Annotated in this window: 23 protein-coding genes; 7 read left to right on the plus strand and 16 right to left on the minus strand. The window is 48.8% G+C overall.

Annotated features, from left to right (window positions below):
- Positions 1 to 137 precede the first annotated feature (137 nt).
- Positions 138 to 2,186 (plus strand): LuxR family transcriptional regulator, encoded by a 2,049-nt coding sequence (locus PSAB_RS12860; RefSeq protein ID WP_025334987.1) that lies wholly within the window; start codon positions 138 to 140, stop codon positions 2,184 to 2,186.
- A 113-nt stretch (positions 2,187 to 2,299) separates the two neighbouring features.
- Here PSAB_RS12860 and PSAB_RS25100 read toward each other — a convergent pair whose 3' ends face one another.
- The 7 genes from PSAB_RS25100 to PSAB_RS12885 all read right to left on the minus strand — a co-directional run bounded on the left by PSAB_RS25100 (position 2,300) and on the right by PSAB_RS12885 (position 7,121).
- Positions 2,300 to 2,686, minus strand: coding sequence for a YmaF family protein (locus tag PSAB_RS25100; RefSeq protein WP_084266519.1), 387 nt, complete (start codon positions 2,684 to 2,686; stop codon positions 2,300 to 2,302).
- A gap of 129 nt (positions 2,687 to 2,815) precedes the next feature.
- The gene (locus PSAB_RS12865; protein WP_025334988.1) at positions 2,816 to 3,562 is read right to left on the minus strand and encodes an ABC transporter permease; all 747 of its coding nucleotides are present in this window, start codon (positions 3,560 to 3,562) and stop codon (positions 2,816 to 2,818) included.
- 2 nt (positions 3,563 to 3,564) lie between these two features.
- Positions 3,565 to 4,308: an ABC transporter ATP-binding protein gene (locus PSAB_RS12870; protein ID WP_025334989.1), complete on the minus strand. Its 744-nt coding sequence runs from the start codon at positions 4,306 to 4,308 to the stop codon at positions 3,565 to 3,567.
- A 131-nt stretch (positions 4,309 to 4,439) separates the two neighbouring features.
- A complete protein-coding gene (locus PSAB_RS12875) occupies positions 4,440 to 4,640 on the minus strand; it encodes a hypothetical protein (RefSeq protein ID WP_025334990.1) in 201 nt (66 codons plus the stop codon).
- 66 nt (positions 4,641 to 4,706) lie between these two features.
- Entirely contained in the window at positions 4,707 to 5,414 is a 708-nt protein-coding gene (locus tag PSAB_RS12880; RefSeq protein ID WP_025334991.1) for a response regulator transcription factor, read from the minus strand.
- A gap of 44 nt (positions 5,415 to 5,458) precedes the next feature.
- Entirely contained in the window at positions 5,459 to 5,647 is a 189-nt protein-coding gene (locus PSAB_RS25105) for a DUF2933 domain-containing protein (RefSeq protein ID WP_158442590.1), read from the minus strand.
- Positions 5,648 to 5,930: 283 nt separating this feature from the next.
- On the minus strand, positions 5,931 to 7,121 hold the full coding sequence (locus tag PSAB_RS12885; protein ID WP_025334992.1) for a cell wall-binding repeat-containing protein: 1,191 nt from the start codon (positions 7,119 to 7,121) through the stop codon (positions 5,931 to 5,933).
- A 182-nt stretch (positions 7,122 to 7,303) separates the two neighbouring features.
- On the opposite strand from PSAB_RS12885, the gene PSAB_RS12890 reads away from it, so the two are divergent.
- The 5 genes from PSAB_RS12890 to PSAB_RS12910 all read left to right on the plus strand — a co-directional run bounded on the left by PSAB_RS12890 (position 7,304) and on the right by PSAB_RS12910 (position 10,602).
- On the plus strand, positions 7,304 to 7,888 hold the full coding sequence (locus PSAB_RS12890) for a hypothetical protein (RefSeq protein ID WP_025334993.1): 585 nt from the start codon (positions 7,304 to 7,306) through the stop codon (positions 7,886 to 7,888).
- A gap of 102 nt (positions 7,889 to 7,990) precedes the next feature.
- Positions 7,991 to 8,272 (plus strand): hypothetical protein, encoded by a 282-nt coding sequence (locus PSAB_RS12895; protein WP_025334994.1) that lies wholly within the window; start codon positions 7,991 to 7,993, stop codon positions 8,270 to 8,272.
- Positions 8,273 to 8,299: 27 nt separating this feature from the next.
- Entirely contained in the window at positions 8,300 to 9,439 is a 1,140-nt protein-coding gene (locus PSAB_RS12900) for a ParM/StbA family protein (protein ID WP_025334995.1), read from the plus strand.
- Positions 9,440 to 9,450: 11 nt separating this feature from the next.
- Positions 9,451 to 9,963, plus strand: a complete 513-nt coding sequence (locus PSAB_RS12905; RefSeq protein ID WP_025334996.1) for a hypothetical protein — start codon at positions 9,451 to 9,453, stop codon at positions 9,961 to 9,963.
- A gap of 15 nt (positions 9,964 to 9,978) precedes the next feature.
- A complete protein-coding gene (locus PSAB_RS12910) occupies positions 9,979 to 10,602 on the plus strand; it encodes a class I SAM-dependent methyltransferase (protein ID WP_025334997.1) in 624 nt (207 codons plus the stop codon).
- 57 nt (positions 10,603 to 10,659) lie between these two features.
- Here the strand turns inward: PSAB_RS12910 and PSAB_RS12915 are convergent, their stop codons facing one another.
- Genes PSAB_RS12915 through PSAB_RS12945 form a run of 7 tightly spaced genes read right to left on the minus strand, consistent with a single transcriptional unit; the run spans position 10,660 to position 15,706 of the window.
- Positions 10,660 to 12,312 (minus strand): multicopper oxidase family protein, encoded by a 1,653-nt coding sequence (locus PSAB_RS12915; RefSeq protein ID WP_025334998.1) that lies wholly within the window; start codon positions 12,310 to 12,312, stop codon positions 10,660 to 10,662.
- Positions 12,313 to 12,324: 12 nt separating this feature from the next.
- Positions 12,325 to 12,981 carry a hypothetical protein gene (locus PSAB_RS12920; RefSeq protein WP_025334999.1) on the minus strand — a complete coding sequence of 219 codons (657 nt, stop codon included), beginning with the start codon at positions 12,979 to 12,981 and terminating at the stop codon, positions 12,325 to 12,327.
- Positions 12,978 to 13,358 (minus strand): hypothetical protein, encoded by a 381-nt coding sequence (locus PSAB_RS12925; RefSeq protein ID WP_025335000.1) that lies wholly within the window; start codon positions 13,356 to 13,358, stop codon positions 12,978 to 12,980. Before PSAB_RS12925 ends, PSAB_RS12920 begins: the two co-directional genes overlap by 4 nt.
- Before the next feature lie 3 nt (positions 13,359 to 13,361).
- The gene (locus tag PSAB_RS12930) at positions 13,362 to 13,661 is read right to left on the minus strand and encodes a hypothetical protein (RefSeq protein ID WP_025335001.1); all 300 of its coding nucleotides are present in this window, start codon (positions 13,659 to 13,661) and stop codon (positions 13,362 to 13,364) included.
- A gap of 23 nt (positions 13,662 to 13,684) precedes the next feature.
- Positions 13,685 to 14,149 (minus strand): cytochrome b/b6 domain-containing protein, encoded by a 465-nt coding sequence (locus PSAB_RS12935; protein WP_025335002.1) that lies wholly within the window; start codon positions 14,147 to 14,149, stop codon positions 13,685 to 13,687.
- A gap of 24 nt (positions 14,150 to 14,173) precedes the next feature.
- Positions 14,174 to 14,746, minus strand: a complete 573-nt coding sequence (locus tag PSAB_RS12940) for a hypothetical protein (RefSeq protein ID WP_025335003.1) — start codon at positions 14,744 to 14,746, stop codon at positions 14,174 to 14,176.
- 24 nt (positions 14,747 to 14,770) lie between these two features.
- Positions 14,771 to 15,706 carry a hypothetical protein gene (locus PSAB_RS12945; RefSeq protein WP_025335004.1) on the minus strand — a complete coding sequence of 312 codons (936 nt, stop codon included), beginning with the start codon at positions 15,704 to 15,706 and terminating at the stop codon, positions 14,771 to 14,773.
- A gap of 201 nt (positions 15,707 to 15,907) precedes the next feature.
- On the opposite strand from PSAB_RS12945, the gene PSAB_RS12950 reads away from it, so the two are divergent.
- Positions 15,908 to 17,167, plus strand: a complete 1,260-nt coding sequence (locus tag PSAB_RS12950) for a hypothetical protein (protein ID WP_025335005.1) — start codon at positions 15,908 to 15,910, stop codon at positions 17,165 to 17,167.
- Positions 17,168 to 17,240: 73 nt separating this feature from the next.
- Here PSAB_RS12950 and PSAB_RS12955 read toward each other — a convergent pair whose 3' ends face one another.
- Complete coding sequence (locus PSAB_RS12955; RefSeq protein WP_025335006.1) at positions 17,241 to 18,056, minus strand: Cof-type HAD-IIB family hydrolase; 816 nt, start codon at positions 18,054 to 18,056, stop codon at positions 17,241 to 17,243.
- The gene (locus tag PSAB_RS12960; protein WP_025335007.1) at positions 18,049 to 18,828 is read right to left on the minus strand and encodes a DeoR/GlpR family DNA-binding transcription regulator; all 780 of its coding nucleotides are present in this window, start codon (positions 18,826 to 18,828) and stop codon (positions 18,049 to 18,051) included. The genes PSAB_RS12955 and PSAB_RS12960 overlap by 8 nt, the downstream gene beginning before the upstream one ends.
- Positions 18,829 to 18,927 lie beyond the last annotated feature (99 nt).

The following is an 18,927-nucleotide window of genomic DNA, read 5'->3' on the forward strand; positions in this document are numbered from 1 at the left end:
GCTTCATTTTTTGCCAGAGAAAAGATATCATAATTATTAAATAAGAACTATTATCCTTCTGGATAATATACTTTCGAAGGAATTGGCTTTTTCTGTTATACTGGATATAAAAGGAATTACAGGGTGGTGAGTGGGGATTGACCGTCGAACTAACCGGCATTGAGGAAAGAGAGCTTGAATTTGTTGTAGGCCGAAGCACGGAGACAGGAACCTTTACCCATATTCTGCAAGAGAGCTGTGATCAGGCTTGCCGAATCCTGCATGTGTACGGCACCGGAGGGATTGGCAAGAGCACTTATCTGCGGCTGTGCCGATCATGGTCCAAGCAAATGGATGCCCTGTTCGTCCTCATCGACAGCAATGACTTTATACATACAGAACAAGGGCTTGTCGAAGCGATATTCAAGCATCTTTCACCGGGTTTGACCGCCGTACATTCGGCACCCGTTCATCTGGATGGGCTGACGCAGCTCATTCATGGCATCACCTCGGAGCGCCGGCTTGTCCTTGCCTTCGACACCTTTGAAGAAATGCCGGAGCTGGAATCTTGGCTGCGGGATATCTTTTTCCCGGGGCTCCCGAATAGAACGCTGTTATTATTTGCCGGCCGGCATCCGCTAAAAGGAAGATGGATCGTATCTCCGGCCCTGCGTGAGCGCATTTGCCAACTGGAGCTTCATTATTTAAATCCGGAAGATTGCAGTGAATATTTGCAAAAATGCGGCATTCATCATCCGGCGCTTGTGGAGAAGCTATCGGACCGTACCAAAGGGCATCCGCTGTCCCTTTCTCTGGCTGCTGCCGCTTACTCTCCCTCCAGTCCGGCCTATGGAAGCGATTATTTTGACGATGTTATTGAGCTGTGGCTGCGGGAGGTTCCCGACCCGGAATTAAGAACCTTGCTGGATGCCGCTTCGCTGCTTCAACTTTTTCATCATGAGCTTCTGGCCTTTATCATGGATGAAGAGGTGTCCTCCAAAGCCTTTAACCGGCTGATCTCCCTCTCCTTTGTGCGCAAGTCTGAACGGGGCTGGCAGCTTCACGATTTATTGCGCGAGTACATTCGCTTACGGCTGCAAAACCGGGCTCCCGGCTTGTTTAAAAGGCTTAAGCAGCGCGCAGCCCAGTATTATGCCAATTCATTGTTAGCCGCGCCATATGCGGAAAAGGATTGGGAAGTCAGTGAATTATTCCGGTATACCGGCATTGAGGTGGCCAGGGCACTCATGTCCGGACAGGAACAGCAGCGGACCTATTATTGGGAAACGGTTACATCTTCTACTCTTGCGGACGCCGCAGCTTTTGCGAATTGGAGAGAAAATCATATTGAGCCCATCAGCGGGGTTGGTGTCGATCCCGAAACGGGAACCTCTTATGCCATTGAATACAGCGCCGAGGAAATCCGCCAGCATATCAAACCGGTGGATTTATCCGAGGTCTTTGCCCTCGATCCGTCTTCGATCAAGCTTCTGCGCGATGAGAATGGCAGAGCGGCCGCTCTGTTCGTCGTCATCCCAATGCACTCGGGCACACTTCCATGGCTGGAAAGTGACCCGTTGTGTTCACCATATCTGGCCTCCCTAACCGTGGAAGAAAAGGACAAACTGAAAACGCTCCCCGAGCGGCCTGCAGGATGGTTTATGCGCTGCACGTATTACTCCGATCTGCTCAACCCGGCAATCCGGACGGCCGGCATTTATCTAATTTATTCCTATATGTTCCGGGGCGGAATTCTTGTTAGTTCACCTTTTGGGAGCGAAATCAGCAGGAAAGTGTATAGAGGCTTCGGCTTCCATACCGTTGAAGGAGCCACTCACATTAATTATGACGGGGTTACTCCGACACCCACTTATGCTGTAGACACTAGGGGTGCGAAGCTTCAGGACTTCCTGGAGAGGTTATTTTACCGGGCGGGTCTTACGTGGCAGGAAAATGATCATCAGAAGCCGGCGGCGCCAGCCGAACCGGCCCAAGCGGAAGCTGCGGAATCGGCCGTGGACGGTGAACAGCTGCTAACCAAACGGGAAAAGGAAGTCGTAAGGCTGGTACTCGCCGGATGCTCCAATTCGGAGGTGGCGAAAACCCTCTACATCTCGGAAATCACCGTAAAAAAACATCTCATTTCGATTTACGCCAAGCTGGGAATCACAAAACGGATTCAGCTTGCCCAGAAGTTCCCTTCCTGAGTTAAATTTACTTCTTTATGTACAAAGGGCCGCCGGTCGATTCGGCAGCTCTTTGGCAGCTCTTTGGCAGCTAATTGATCTAACCTGCAGCGCCGGTATTTCAGCGATTCGGACTAGCTATCCTTACCCGTACCACCTTTGTAATGATGCGTATGAGGTCTCATACCATTTACAGTCGTAACTCCTTCAAAGTAATGGATATGCCCGCCACCCGGAACATCAATTGCCGGACCTGTTACCCCTTGGATGACATGATTATGCCCCTGGTTCACCGACGTCATGGTAAAATAACGATGAACGTGAGGGACACCTGTTGGAGCAGGCTCGGTAACACCCGCATATTGATGTACATGTCCATCATCATAAGAGGTCACACCCGAAAAAGGGTGAACGTGATACACGGGGCGACCGTCCCAAGAAGTAATGTAAACATCATGGGAATGCTCGTTGCAAGACTCCCTTCGGTTAAGAAAGTATCCTTTTACAGGAATGTTGTTCACAGTAGCAACTCCTTTTAAGTGGTCTGGTAGTAAACTATGTCAATCATCCTGTTAAGGTTATAGGCATTCGTTGAATCGTTAGGCTTAACTCCCCACTTCCGATTTGGAAATGGGGAGTTGTCTTTGAGATTACAGCTTCAACCGGAGATCCGCCGTGAAAAAAAGCCGGTAAATCAGCACACTCAGCAGCATGCTTGTAATCGCAGCAGATGCGGTGAAGGAAAAAACAATCAGAATCTGATACCTCACGGCGACGATCGGATTCGCTCCGGCGATAATCATCCCGGTCATCATCCCCGGAAGCTGTACAAGGCCCACGGTTTTCATACCGTCAATTGTAGGAATCATGCTGAATTTCACAGCCCTTGACCTGACCTCCTGCATCGCCTGCTGGGCCGTTGCGCCAAGCGATAACAGCGTCTCGATCTCTCCCTTGCTGCGCTTGATCTCCTGCTTGATCTGATTGATGAACAGCCCGGAGACCACCATCGCGTTCCCAATGGTCATGCCGCTGATCGGAATTATATATTGGGGTGTTGCCTTGACGATATGCAGGCCGAGTAGAATACCCATCATCATGATCTCCGAAGCGGCAACGGCCAGCGCAATCCTCCACAGTAGTCCCGGGAGTCCCTTCCCTCTTTTGGCTGCGTTCCATGAGGCGACGCATATCATAGTGACAATAATGATGAGAATATAGGCGATATGTCCGGAATGAAAAATAAACTGCAGCACATAGCCGACCGCCAGAAGCTGAACCGCCGAGCGTATGGTACCAATCGCGATGTCTTTTTCCAGGCCAAGCTTTTGCCAGATCGAGACCAGCATCGTTCCCATTACAAAAAGCAGCGTGAAACTGAGTGCGGTTAATGTCATATTTAGCGGGTTCCTTTCACGGATTGTATGAACTTTTTGGCCAGTACGGCGGCAGGCTCGGCAAACAAGGTGTCGCTGCTGTGCTCCTGCAGTTCTCCATTCCCTATCACCCATGCTCGGTTACTGATTCTGTGGGCTTGCTCAAGATCATGGGTCACCCATATCAACAAGGTCCCCTCTTTCAAATGCCAATCCGTCAGCAGCGATTCGACCTTCTGTGTGCTGTTAATATCGAGCGAAGCCGTAATTTCATCCAGTAAAAGAATACGCGGCCGGAGCAGCAGCGACCGGATTAGGGAGATCCGCTGCTTCTCTCCTCCTGAACAATCGGCCGCCGTTTTACCAAGATCTAGATAGTCGAGTCCGAGCTGCTGCAAGAGCTGTTCCGCCAGCTTGGAGTCATAGGCATTCCCGTGAAGCCTGCTGACCGTTCGCAAATTATCCTCCACACTGCCGGGCAGCATAACCGATTGCTGCGCCACATAGGATACAGCCATTCTCCACTGCCGCACATTCATATTCTTATATGAAGTCCCGTTAACCAGCAGGTCGCCCTCATCCGGCGCGTCCAGCAGAGCCAGGATCCGCAGCAGCGTGCTTTTTCCTTGTCCCGAAGCGCCGATAAGGGCAATCCGCTCCGGCCCGGCGATTTCAGCGGACACCCCGGCAAAGATGTACTTAGAAGCCCCTTCCCCGGTATCCCAATTCAATTTGGCCAAGTTATGTATTTCAAATAGAGCGCTCAAATTCCGATCCTCCTTTTTCCCAGAGAAAGATATCGATCTCATGATTATAGCATTTAAGATATGAGAATATTAGGAAAATATAAAAACACCGCCTTTAGAAGGCGATGCTGTGAAGTTTCCTATACTATGTTTCAAGGCTTTTTTCGAACACGAATCCATCGGACAAACATTAACAGGAAAGCGATCAGCACAATGGCGCAGATGAAGAATGTTTTTATATAGCCGCTTACATGGAGTAAAGAATCTCTCTGGAAAGAAAGCGCCGAAATGCTCATACATGTTAAACCCATTCCTATAAAAAACACGGCAATCAGCCATTCTATTTTTTTCAAGCGCTTCCCTCCCTAATTCTGTTTCCAAGGCAAAACGGATTTAAAAGCAACCGGCGAGTCGTCTCCTCACTCTTGTTCTCCGGACACAAAAAATTTATAGCCAACTCCCCATACCGTTTGAATCGGGTTGTATGTCATCCCCGCCTTCTGGAGCTTCTCACGGATGTTCTTGATATGGGTATCCACCACCCGAACCTCACCCTCATAATCAAATCCCCACAGCCTTTCAACGAGCTCCTCCCTGCTGAACGCACGCTGGCGGCTCTGGGCCAATAGAACGAGGAGATCGAACTCCTTCGGTGTAAAATCCACAAGCTCCGCATGAATTCGAATCTCCCGCGCATCAGGGAATATTGTCATTTGCGGAAATTCCAGCGCCAGCTGCTGAGGCTGAGAAGTCTGTGTAATCGTGGACCTGCGGATTAACGAGTACATCCGGGCCAGGAGCTCTTCGGAATCAAAAGGCTTGGTTAAATAATCGTCTGCTCCGATCCCAAGCCCATGGATTTTATCCTTGGTTTCCGTTCGCGCCGTCAGCATTAAGATCGGGACCGTCTCGGTTTCTCTGATCACCTTGCATACCTGCCAGCCATCCATATCTGGCATCATGACATCGAGTAAAATGATATCGAAAGAATGCTTCTTGACCATGGATAACGCTTCAAGTCCCGTAGCCGCCTCCTTAATCTGGAATCCTTCCTTCATCAAATAAATCCGAAGCAGGTTCCTCATATTCCATTCGTCATCTACAATCAACACTTGAAGTTTCGACATAACCCCCACCTTCTTTGCCCTCTATTGGTATTCTGTGATGTTCCTCAATGCTTCCTATTCCGCATCATCAGAGGCATGAGTACGAGGTGGGACAGGGGACAGAGCAGAAGCAGACCGTACGTCAATAAATTGCCGGATGATCCTTTCACAGTGCTGGCAATCAGTAGGACAGCCACCAGTACAATCGGTACGATACAGCATAATTTCATCAAAAGGCTATGTTTCTTGCTCATTCCGTGATCCTCATTGTTGTTATCGTTATGTTGGTTTCCATGGTTATGATTTCCACAGCAGCTCATCGCAATTACCTCACTTTACTTTATCTGATTTCAATCTCTTCATTTCAGGGTCACACTTTATACTTTTATTCTAAGAAAGGAGTATGGAGAAAATATGTTGAAAAGTTGAGGTAATGATGTGCTTTAAGCAGGATTGCACGATTTCAGGATAAAAAACAAGCTGACGATGCGGCGTTAACCGGTGTCAGCTTGTTTTGTAAATGGAGTTCAGGGTGCATTAATGCCCTGTGTGCGGATTGCCGCCCGAGGCCGGTGAAATTTCCAGCATATCATCGATTTGGCTTTGCGCAGCGTTTGTAATGCTCGAGCTGTCGCCAGTGATCCAGGCGTGGTTGTACGGGCCTTCCGCCGGCGAATCCTGGAATTTCGGTTGGAGCGTCATTGCATATTCCATAACCGAATCCGGCATGCCGTCTTTATTGGTAATAATCAGCGGTGCATGCTTGCCAAGATGCGAGAACGGAGCCGCAGCAATGGCTAGCATGGGGTCATCCGGGGTCAGGAACGACAGGTTATGCCCAGGCGTGGTAATACCCCAGCCAAATTTCGTGCCCTGATCTTTAAACTGGGCAAAAGCAATCGAGTTGGCGTACGGATCATTGCCCGAAATACGGGTTACCGTTCCATACGATTTCAGCTCATTCTCCACATCTGCGGACACAGCCGATTCCGGTCCGATCAGATAGATGGCTGCGTTGCCCCCGCGTTTCTTTAATGCCTCCACGGTCGGCGCAGGAATTTCGTCTTTCTTCACGTAAAGCAGCGGTTCTGGCATATGGGCGATCCAGTTTACCGCAGGCAGCGTGTATTCCGGACTGTCCATAGAGCCGACAACCACAGCCTGCGGCAGTTCGCCCGCCACTTTGGCATAGTACGCATCAATCGCCTGGGCGACAGCGGCCGGCTCATCCCCTTCGATCTTGTCTGTCTTTATATCGAGGCCTTTTATCTGTTCTTCAACGCTTGCGGAGACAGGACCAACAATGACGATTTGGATGTTATCGTTCGTTTCCGCGCCCATCGGCTTCAAACGCTTTAATTCCTCCAGGGTAGCTTCGGGGACTTTGTCCTTCTCGAAGAAGAGAACCGGGCCATTGCTCGGATGGTGAATCAAATCGGTGCTCACGGCCGCAATCTGCCAGTTGCTAACGTCCGTCAACACGACGCTTGCCGGTCTGTTGCTATCGGATACCGCTGTCCAGAGGGTCCGGGAGACCAGAACGGCCGCCTCAATCGGATCGGATGTATTAATTCGCGTCGTGTTCTTTGTGCCAATCCAAGGAACGGCTACCGATGCTGTGCCGGTATCTTGAGCCGCCGGTTCCGGCGCTTTATTCCCGATTTGGCATCCGGCCAGGACTGCGCTTAGCACTAAAGTGATACTTACTACCGCTATACCTTTTTTCATCGTTTACCTCCGCTTTGAATTTTAAATTAATACCACTTTAACTTAAAAATATGTAGAAATGATGTGGAATCAATTTATATTAATAATGATTATTAGATTGGAGTCAGCCTCGAAAAAGTCAGGCATGCGCTTTAACCCAAGCCACATACGATAAAATATAAACAAGCAGGGGGTTATTGCTCATGACAACAAACTGGATCATTGCCGCCGTCTTCTACGCTTTGATAGCTTGCTGGTCGCTTGGCTTTATCTACCGGTTCCGCTTTGCCGTAACGGGCACTATTGCAATGATTACACCGATGGCTTGCGGGATGGTTATCGGCTTTGGTGAAGGGACGATTGTTGGCGCCGCATTTTCAGTAAATCCCTTCCTCTCCATGTTGACCAGTGTGCTGATCGGTATACTTGCTGGAGGAATAATCGGCTCTCTAATCTCTGTTGGAGCATTTCTGAACGGAGCATTATCCGGCATGATGGCCGGCTTGATGGGAGCGATGCTAATGGTGATGCTTCCTTCGTCCGAGTGGAATCGGGTGATTTTTATTTTTATGGCCATTGGTGGTTTCCTCCAATTTGTTCATACGCTTATGCTCCAAGGCCAAATCGAGGAACCGTTACTGAAACGCTCCAACTGGATCTTTCGGACCCCTTCCCTTATGTTTCTGGCAGCCGCTGTATTCCTCATCCTTTACACCGCAGGCAGTGCATCCGGCGCTACCCTTCCAGACCCCAAGCATCCAAACCACTCGATGATGAATATGAAATAATGCCGGGCTATCTACTAAAAATCTACATAAATTCAACATAATTTACTGGTAAATTAAGTATAGAAATAGGTAAAAATCCGGTATTGAAGGAGTTGAACCGTCTTGCTTTTCAACAAATGGTTTGCCGATTCCATTTCATTTTTTCTTCTCCTCTTCATCCTTCTTACCTTGGTTACGGTTGCCATGGGAATATTGAGATTTATTGATTTGTATACCAAATCTGCTAACCGGAACCACCCGCCCGAGCTCCGTTCTGAAAACATCATCCAACCTCAAGACTCTCAAGACCGCTATGCGGAGCAGCGCGAAAACAGCCTTGCACTCGATTATGTAAAGCGGAACTTTTTTGGTGAAACTGCCGTCTCTTTGGAAAATAAGCAGTAGGACAAGCCATTAAGGGAGGATATTGACATGAGTATCAGGCAAGCTGCAGTAGATATCGGCAACGATGCGCTTAAAGCCTATGTTCAAGGGCTGGATCAGGAAATCTATATTCCGAATGTAATCGCCGAAATTGGACCGTCCCGGGATATTGTGGAATTTGAAAAGCGTCCCCTGGACGGTCTCCACGTTGAGATCATTTCGGGTGCGCTTAAGAGCGGGCGGGGAATTTATGCTGTCGGCAATCTGGCCGGAGGATACGCCCATAATGACGAACTTACAACGGTCAGTGAAAAATCGGAGGCCGATCAGCCCGTCGTTATGCTGCTGACCGCACTCGCTTATGACGCCGCTCTAGCCTTGAACGACAAGGATGGAATCATCGAAGCAACCTATTATCTTTCAACGGGGCTGCCTTTAAGTGAAGCGAAGCGGGGAAAGCGCAAAACGTTTAAAGCTAAGCTCAAAGAAAATACGCATGAAGTGCGGTTCAAAACCACTCCGGAAATCGGCGGAAAAGTGGTAAAATTAAACTTCGAAGAAGTGCTGGTTAATATAGAAGGACATGTTGCGTTAATCGATCTGACGACGAACGAGGATGGATCGGTCCGCAACGAGGAATTGACGCGGATGACCGTGCTCATTAATGATATTGGCGGGCTGTCTACCGACGCAGCGATTATTCATGAAGACGGAACCGTGGACAACATTTATTCGGATGGAATCAAGGAAGGGGTCTCTCCCTATCTGGATGAGATCATGGAACGGGTCCAGCACGAGATCGGATACCGGTTCTTGAACCGGCAGCAGCTGGTCGAAGTCATTACTTCGGTAAACAAAGAGGAACGCAATGTGGTCTGGTTCAGAGGGAAAAGGTTCAGCATTCAGTCCATCGTCGATGAAGTATTGGTCAAAATCGCCCGTGAAGAATATAAACTGATCCGGAGCTCCTGGAACAAGGTACCCGGCATCCGTGTCTCCTACCAAATCGGCGGCGGTTCCCTGCTGCTTAAACCTTACCTTGAGAAGATTAACGAGCAGGAAGAAGGCTATCCGCTTCGCTTTGTTGGAACGAAGGATTCGATCTGGATGATTGCAAGGGCATATTATAAATTACTGGCTGTCTACCTTCAATATAAAAATGAACAAGTGGCCGCCGCTGCAGAGTAGGTGGTCCAGAAATGGACTCATCGACTCCCCAATTCCACACGATAACCGTTACTTTGCCCGAAAATACCCCTCAGGCGGTTCTTGATTATTTGGATCAACTGAAACAAACCGGTGACCGAACCTTCAGCAACAAAATTTCGCAGCTCTTGATCGAATCGCTAAATCGGGCATACCTAAAGGAAAAGCCGCATATTCTCATTCCTCTGCCGGAGCATCTTACCGAGGAGCAGCTGGATTGGTTCAATCATCCTTATACGAAGCAATTGCTGATGAACTGGATTTCGCAATGGGCCGGGGGCGCGATTCCCCAGCCCTTTTCAAATCACTGGACGCCGTCGCCTATGCCTTCACCAATGCCTTCGTCTATTGAGCCAACGCCTCCCGAACCATCGCAGCCTGAAATCCATGAAGTCCAAGAGCGCACGGAACCGGATCATGCGACGTCTCCACCTAGCCAAGATTCCTTTCGGATCAGCACTTCTTACCATAACAAACTAGTAGGATTCTTTCTCGACGAAGATTAGGAGTGGTCATTAAGCATGAAAACAAACCGATCAGACATCATCAGAAAACGATATGACCGGATATCGGGGGTTTTCGATGTAATGGAACGGATGATCAAAAAAGAATGGCGGGCTGATCTGCTCAGCAAGGCTGAAGGCGAGGTGCTGGAGGTTGGCGTTGGAACCGGAGCGAACCTGTCCTATTATCCGCCCCGTGCCGCAGGCGTTACCGGAATAGATTTCAGTCCGGGTATGCTAAAGTTTGCCAAACAGAAGGCGCTCCACGCTCCTTTTCCGGTAACTCTACTGGAGATGGATGCCCAGCATTTGGAATTTCCCGATAATTCATTCGATTATGTGGTTGCGACCTGTGTCTTCTGCTCGGTGCCGGACCCGATAGCCGGCTTAAAGGAAATCCGAAGAGTGTGCAAGCCGGATGGGAAAGTGCTTCTGCTCGAGCATATGCGCAGCGAACAGCCGGTGCTGGGATTAGTCATGGATCTTCTTAATCCGGTAACTGTCCGCATTTCGGGAGCCAACATCAACCGCAGAACGCTGCAAAATATCGAAAAAGCGGGGCTTCGCATCGAGGAAAATGTACCGTTAATGGGTTCGATCGTCCGCAGTCTTGTGTTAAATCCCGATAAGCCGGCAAATTAAACGGTAAAAGGAAAAGGGCCTCCCAAAGCGGGAGAGCCCTATTTTGTCGCCTCTGCTCTATTCCGGTTTGTTGGCCGCATTAGAAGGAGAAGCATATCCAGATTGATAATCGGTGTATGTCAGCTGCTGCGCCATCCCGCCAGCGGCATGGTGAAGCTCATGACAGTGAATCATCCAGTTTCCGGGATTATCGGCCTTAAAGGCGACAACGATCTTGTCGCCGGGTTTCACCCGAATGGTATCCTTCATGATCGTACTTTCCACTTTAACCCCGTTTATTTCAAGAACCTGGAAAAAGTGGCCGTGTACATGCATTGGGTGATCCACCGTGCTTTTATTCTCAAACGTAAGCTTTACATAATCGCCGGTCTTCACCTGCAGCGCAGGGAGCTCTGAAAAAACTTTATCATTGATCGTATACACTTGCCCGTTCCCGTCCACCCTGGAATTCAGCACGGCTGTATATTCCAGTGCAAACTTCTGGACTTTGCTTAAATCCGACTCGGCAGGCTTGCCGTAATGATACAGATCGAAATCGGTCAATGAGTCGTGCTGGACTTCCAATGCTTCGCCCTTGCTTCCCGACACCTTGACCGGAATAACCAGCTGATCGTTATACTTATTGTCGTCATGCGCATCAATAGTAAAATCCTTGAGCGAGTTAATCTTCAGCTCGATGTCATAACGCTCACCCGGAGCGATCGTTACAACCTGATCCTTGAGTACGGCAGGCTCAGCGATTTCCTGTCCGTCCGTACTTACCACCCGGAACTCACCGGGAATGTGGATTCCGTGAGCCAGATATCCGGCATTGATCAAGCGCAAGCGGACGGTGTCTCCGAGCTTAGTCTCCAGAGCTGTAATGGATGAGCCCGACTTCCCGTTTACCGTATAAATATTATACATGGAAGCCATCATTTCATCTTCACTCATGCTGCCGGAGCCATGGGCGCCGTGGGCGTCTCCGCCTTCCTTCATCCATTCATCCAGAATCAAGGTATAGTCTTTATCCGGCTGTTCGGATTGTTTCGGCTCCACTATGAGGGCGCCGTAGAGCCCCTTGTCAACCTGCACGGAGCTCTCTTGATGCGAATGATACCAATACGTTCCCGCTACATCGGCCGAGAACCCGTAGGTATACGTTTCCCCAGGCTGAACCGCATCTTGCGTTAAGCCGGGCACCCCGTCCATGCCTGCGGGTACCGAATATCCATGCCAATGGATGGTGACGGGTACTTGCAATTCATTTTTCAGCGTCACTCTGACGAAGTCTCCTTGAGTCACCCGAATTTCCTGCCCGGGAACCGTACCGTTGTAAGTCCAGACAGCTTGCGTTACGCCAGGAGACAGTTCCAAGTTACTCTCCATCGCCGTTAAGGTAAAGCCTTTAACCGGTTGTCCGGCTTTAGGCTGCGGCAATACCGCCGCTTTCTCCTGGACAGGTTCCGCAGCCGCTTCAGGAGCGGGAGAAGGACTGGGGGAAGCCATTTCCCCCATAGTTCCCGCTGAATCCGTAACGGCTGTTCCATGTGAACTATGATTCATCTGTTGATTGGCTCCACCGGTAGCTTCTTGAACCGTTTCATTCGCAGTCGTTTCATTGGCAGCCGTTCCTTTAGAAGCCGAGGTTTCATTGATATAGATACCTGCTGCCGTCCCGCCGATGATCAGGGCCACAAAGAACAGCCATACAAGACTTTTACTGCTCAAGTCTCATTCCTCCTACATCATTCCCATGTTGCTGCCATTGTTCATGTTTCCGCCGTTGTTCATGTTACCACCGTTATTCATGCTGCCGCCGCTTCCCATGTTCATCATGTCCATGTCATCCATCATGCCGCCTGAACCGCTCATGCTGCCCGAGTTCATATTGGATTGCATGCCGCCTTGGTTCATATTGGATTGCATACCCGGGTTCATATTGGATTGCATGCCGCCCATGTACTGCTGCTGCATCCGCATCATATCCTGCTGCAGCTGGTTCATACGCTGCATCATTTCATTCATTTGATCCACCGGTACGGTGCCGTTTATTGTGCCCTGCATCGTTCCACCGACTCCGGCAGTCCCGTTAACATGGATGTTATGAAGACTATTCGTTGACGTTGCTGTACCGGTGTTATTGGTCAGATTAAGTAAAATGACAGAGATGATTAAACCGACGAAAGAGAAGATTGCCAATTTCAACCAACTATTTGTTTTCATTAGGGAAACCCCTCCAATTGAGCTCGTTGTATTACTTGCTTTAGGCTTACTTGCACCGCTAATATAGCCGTATGTTTTTGCTAACAGATAATAAATGGTGTAGAGCACACCTGCGACAAGAAGAATCAACAAGGATGCCATATACAGGTTTCCAAAGGCTCCGAGAGCGTTCATTTTGAGTTCCTCCATTTGACGGGCTTCGGCCATACGATGGCAAGAAACAAGGCCCCTGCTATAATAATTGGCAGCATAAACACAAGCAGAGCCGTTGTTATCAAGTGAATCGCATACAGCCTCCCGGCTTGGTCATGATGCCCGGCATGCCCGCCATTGCTTGACAGGACCTCCGTACTTTCCATTGTTCCGGGATTGAACAGATCCGGTATGGTTGTATAACCCAGAACCTCATTGCTCATCATGTCAGCCATTGAAGCATCCATTTGCGACACCTTTTCCGATGGATTGCTCCAGGAGAGGGCCAGCACGAGGATGACAAGAACTGCAAACACGGAGCTGAGCTGCCAGAACGGCCGTTTTTGTTTATTGAACATGGGTTACACCTTTCTTCTGCACCGTACGTAGACGCCGCCAGCTATACTGATCGCGAGTAGAGGTAATGCGAATTGAACGCTCTCATACACCAGCCATTGCACATTTGCGTCTTCTTTCACTTGCATGGACAATCCCATCAGGGAGGTTTCCATGGCCTTCATCATCCCCATCATGAAGCTCATCGTTTCTTGTTCGGTCGGTCCGTAGCGAAACATCGAGATCAATATGGCGGCGAAGGCAAAGAAGAATGACGTCGTTACCATCCAGACCATCAGCTTAAACCTATTTTTCTTCATCCACATGACGAAGGCCCTCCCTTCTTAGATTATCTTCCCTTCTGTGCCTTTTTCTTAGGCCACTTCAATGCGTGGCTCTTCATATAGATGTGCCAGATCACGCTAGCCACCGCCAGATAAGTCAATTTGTCATGAATCCATAGCGCGAAGGCCGTTACTGCGTGGCTGCTATCCATGAAGAGCCAGATCATTGCTCCGGTAACGATAAAAATGAGAGTGGTAATGAAGGTAAAGAGCCCATAACCGGATGGACCGAATACAAGCCATGGCTTTTTGGTCTTATCCCGTCTCAGGATACGGATCATTTCATAGATGATGATGATCAGGGTCAGCAGAACATATACGACCGCAGCAAGACGGTGCACGATATCCGCAGTTGCAATATCATACTGCATCACCCAACCATACTTTGCTCCCGCCATTGCAATTCCGCTGAGAGCCAAGATGGAGAACACAATCGCCCATAACCAGTGAAGGATAAAATCAAACTTCATTGCCAGTATCAACCTCTATCCGTGTTAGTCTTTATTCTTTTCCGTTTCATCCGAACCGGCCTTTGCGTTATGAGCGTTCTCCTCAACTCGATTGGCTTTAATTTCATCACCTGTAGTAATGACTGCACCACTTGAAGAAGCGGCCGGCGTTCTATTGATATTTTGCTTCACGTAGCTGTACAGAAATGCGATCAAAGCTACGACAAAAAGAATGGTCAACAGCTTTACAAAAAAAGTCAATATCCCTGCTACGCTCCAAGCGGATACAAGCCCGATCCGATTCGATTGAAATCCGCCGTTTACCAAGATGCCAAGCAGATACAATACGATGATTACGCCAATAAACGTGGCGGCCAGGACAACAATGGTTTTTAACAGCGGATCGTTGTTGATTACCTGTTTTCCTTTGTTGTAGGACTCTTTGAAGTACGCGTTCTTAAGCCAAACGGCAAATGCGACAACCAGGCTGATGACTAAAGCGACCAGCAGTAATTGAGTTACAGTGGACAGGATTCCGCTGATAACGTTCCCTGTGCCTCCATAAGTCCCCATATTCACCGAACCTTGAACACTTCCGGACATATCCATATCCATCATTTCTTGCTTCTCCTCCTTCTAAAATTAAATGTTGTCTTCCGTGTTGGCCGGTTCCGGCCTCGATACAGCCAGGCTTCGGATCATTCCAATCACCCCGACGGTCAATAAGACAATGAACAATACGGAAATCGTTGTAAGGAGACCCGGCATTGGAATGCCCTTGATGCTGAAACGCTGGGATGCGTCGGACACCGTATTGGATGCTTCCGCTGCGGAAAGATTCTGAGCCTGCACAACGGTTTGTTCAATCTCCTGATTCACCCACCGATTCAGGCCTTCCATTTCCATTACCGTCTGTGCCATCTGATAGATGGCCTTGTTCGTCTGCCGAAGATCGCTCGTTCCGATGTAGTCTGCTCCCTGGGCATCTGAAACATTGGACAAGAATACATCTTTGGCCTGATTCAGCTTGATATACACGCTGTTAAGCGCAGCCTGGCTCTGAACCAGCAGGTTATAACGGTAGACAACCATCTGATAAGTCGGAGCCGGCGAGTCAGTTAATGCTGACTGAGCTTCCACCATTTGATCGAGCTGATGGACCAGATATACACTCTCGGACAAAAGGTATATGCCTCTTTTAAAATTCTGAACCTGTACCGGATTTCCCGTGCCGGCCTGACCGCCGGTTCCACCCGATTCGTTGTTACTGTAAGTTGCCGCGCTCGCCGGAACCATATAAGGATAATCCGACATCAAATCCGCCATTTGCTTGACCGACTGATTGGCGCTCGATACTTTCTTTTTCAATTCTTCAATAGGGTTCTCTGCCGCACTCGAAGCTGTACCGGATTGCTGCATGGCCGCGTGCTGACTGTGCGCATTCGTCTCCGCTGCTGTAGTTCCGGAGTTGTTCCAGGATAGCAGACCGCTCTTCGAAGCGAACCATCCGATATATCCAAGGCTGGATAAAATAATGACGATGAGAACGAAACCGATGATGCTGCGTATGGTTTTCAAAATCTACTCACCTCCTTTATCAAGAGCATCGATGTCTTTGTCCGTAGCTTTAGAATAGCAATTCACTTTGGGGAAATTATGAAGAAACCATGAGGAAAGGATGTTTTTTCAAAATAAATAAAAGCACAGCCCGAGCGAATGATCCGGATTATAATTCGAAATATGGTTGTTTAAGTCACTTTATGGGGGAAATGATGAAAAATGGCATCACGTATCGAACCGCTCATCAAGGAATATAAATCGGACCTGGAATCCGTGTATCATACATGGTTTCTGCATAGCAGTGATCGTCTGAAGGCTTTTCGCACGATAAAAAGCGGGTTGAACGACGTGATTCAAGCGATTGAGTCGAGAACGTTCGGAAATGATTTCAAAGGCTCTCCGCTTGAATTTGTGCTGGCGGCGATCTGTGAGCAGAAGCAGGTTTTTGAAGGCGCCGCTCACGCCTTTTACTGGAAGCCAAAGATGCGTATCCCCGATATTTATGAGAATGATGAGCATCAGCTCGCTTTTGGAAGGTTCTTGAAGTCCGTTTCCCAGACTACCCAGGAAAAAACGGTCCTGACGGAAATCATGAGCCTGGACCGCTTACAGATTAAAGGACTGGGGCCGGCCGTAGCCAATATCCTGTATTTCCTTCACCCTACCTTATTTCCGCCGTTCAATACGGCGATCGTCAATGGGTTTAACCTGCTGCTCGGGCGCAAGATCAAGCTGGGGTCATGGCCGGCCTATTTGGAAATGCGGGCAGAACTGCTGTCAATGAACGAGGATCACCGCTCGGCTTTTTCCAAGGATCTTGGAGCGATTGCGGGATTCATGTTTGAAATCGGCTCCGGCCGAATCATCATGGAGGAGAACGCGGAGAATTACCTTAGGACAGAAGACGCCAAGCGGGAAAAAACAAAGCTTAAAAGGCATTTGGACGTATCCAATGATATCAAAGAAAATAATGAGCACAGTGAGATGCAGTATCATCTGGCCAGACTCGGACATGCGCTCGGCTATAAAGTGTGGATTGCACAGAACGATCACAAACGGAAGTGGGACCGGAATGTTCTTGGAGAGCTTTCCCTCCCTTCCCTGCCGCCGCTAAACGTCCCGAAACCCGTGGCTGATACGATTTCCTTTATCGACGTGATTTGGCTGGATGACAGAAATCGTATCATGTCCGCTTTTGAAGTGGAAAAAAGCACTTCCATCTACTCGGGGATTCTAAGACTGCATGATTTACAATTGTCGCTCGGCAGCTACGATTCCAAGCTGTGCCTGATTTGTCCCGACAGCCGGGAGAAAGAAGTCCGGGCTCAGCTGTTTCGCCCTTCCCTTCAGCAGGAGAGCGTCCAGCGCATTTCCTACATCCTGTTTTCCGATCTCCGCTCTGACTGCGACGCCATGTGCAAATACGGCAGCTCCTCCGAGGTTCTCGATCGCATATCCAAAATTTGCGGTAACCTGTAGCAGAACGTCCCCACAATAAAAAAGGAACGGTCCAAAAGCGGTAATCGCTTTGAACCGTTCCCCGCCACCCGGATCACCGTCTCGCTTCAAACGTGCGGTTATAGTTGATGATCTGTTCGATCGCCTCGGCTACGGAATTAGTCACATGAGCCGCTTTCTTTTTAACGTCCGAATGTCCGCCTTTCATCGCAAAGCTGTGGTCCGTCAGGGCAAACATGGACAGATCATTGAAAGAATCCCCTATGCATGCGACCTCATTACGGCTCAGTCCCAGCTCCTGCATGATGAACGATAGTCCCGCTCCCTTGCTGACATTTAACGGCATGACATCAAGACAGTCGCTAGCCGAAATGAAGGATTCGATCCGGCCCTCGAACTGATCCTGCAATTCGTCTTTGAGAAGGATTAACTTGTCAATTTCTCCGAAGAAAGAATACTTGCAGCTTTTGATTGCCCCATTCTTCAAAGCATCCGCCAAATCTCTGCGATCGGAGCAAGCGGTCAATATCCGCGATTCATAGGGAAGCGTCTCTTCCGACCGATTCTCTGTATAGAAGGAGTCATCCGTGCAGTGGATAAAGCTCACAAAATGCGGATTCCTGGAAGAAAATTGATGAAGTTCGGATGAGACCTCAGGCTCGAAAAAATAGTCACTCACAAGCTCTTTGTCCTTTTTGTAAATGGTTGCGCCATTCTGGCTGACCGTAAAATACCGGCCGTGAAATTCCTGCATGAGCAGCTTGATTTCCGAGTGCATTCTCCCGGACGCGATGCAAAATTCATACCCTTCATGAAACGCAAGCTTCACCGCATCCCAGTCGCTATCTGTGATTCTGAGCGAATGATTCAGTAATGTGCCGTCCAAATCGGAAACAATCAGCTTAATCATCGTTATCCTCCTCCGAGACCGTTAATAATTCCACCTGGAACTCTTTTAGTTTCTCCATCATTTCCTCACTTGGCTTGCGGTCGGTGATCAACAGATCAATGACATCCAGTCCGGCTATTCTAAAAAACATCGGGTCATCAAACTTGGTGTGATCTGCCAAGACAATCACCTGCTTCGCCCGTTTAATCATTTCCCGCTTGACTACGCCATCCTCCTCATACGGGTAAGTCAAACCGTCTGAAGTAATTCCGCATGCACCGAGAAACAATTTATCAACCTGGTAATCGGCCAGCTTTTCGATAGTGGATTGCCCATACAGAAAACGGTGCTGATGGTTTAACTCTCCTCCGAGCAGATAGGTCCGGATCGTTTTTCTTCGAGAGAGCACATCCGCGATGTCAATCGAGTTCGTAACCACCACAATATGTTCGGATGTAATATTTTCCGCGGCGTACTGAACGGTGGTGGAAGCATCCATCAGAATACAATCGCCTTCTTTGACCAGGGAAGCTGCATAAAGTCCGATTTCACGCTTCTCGCTGGATTCTCTGCTTAAGCGTTCTTTATACTCGTAGACCTCCTTGTTTTTTTGGGGTGGCAGGACGGCTCCGCCATGCGTACGGAGAACCAGTCCAAGCTCTTCCATCTTAAGCAGATCTCGTCGGGCCGTATCCCTGGACACGTCAAACTGTTGGCAAATTTCCTTGATGTCAATTCGTTGGTGCTGGTTTAAGTAATCGGTAATGGCGCTGATCCGTTCTTCTTGAAACATGCTGCATGTCTCCTTACTGATTTCCCCTGTTGTTGTGTAAGTGATTGTACAGCATTTATTAAGTCATTACAATTGTTTTTCTTACTTTATGCAACATTT

Origin of the sequence: Paenibacillus sabinae T27, from assembly GCF_000612505.1 — a bacterium.
GTDB classification, from domain to species: Bacteria; Bacillota; Bacilli; order Paenibacillales; family Paenibacillaceae; genus Paenibacillus_AQ; species Paenibacillus_AQ sabinae.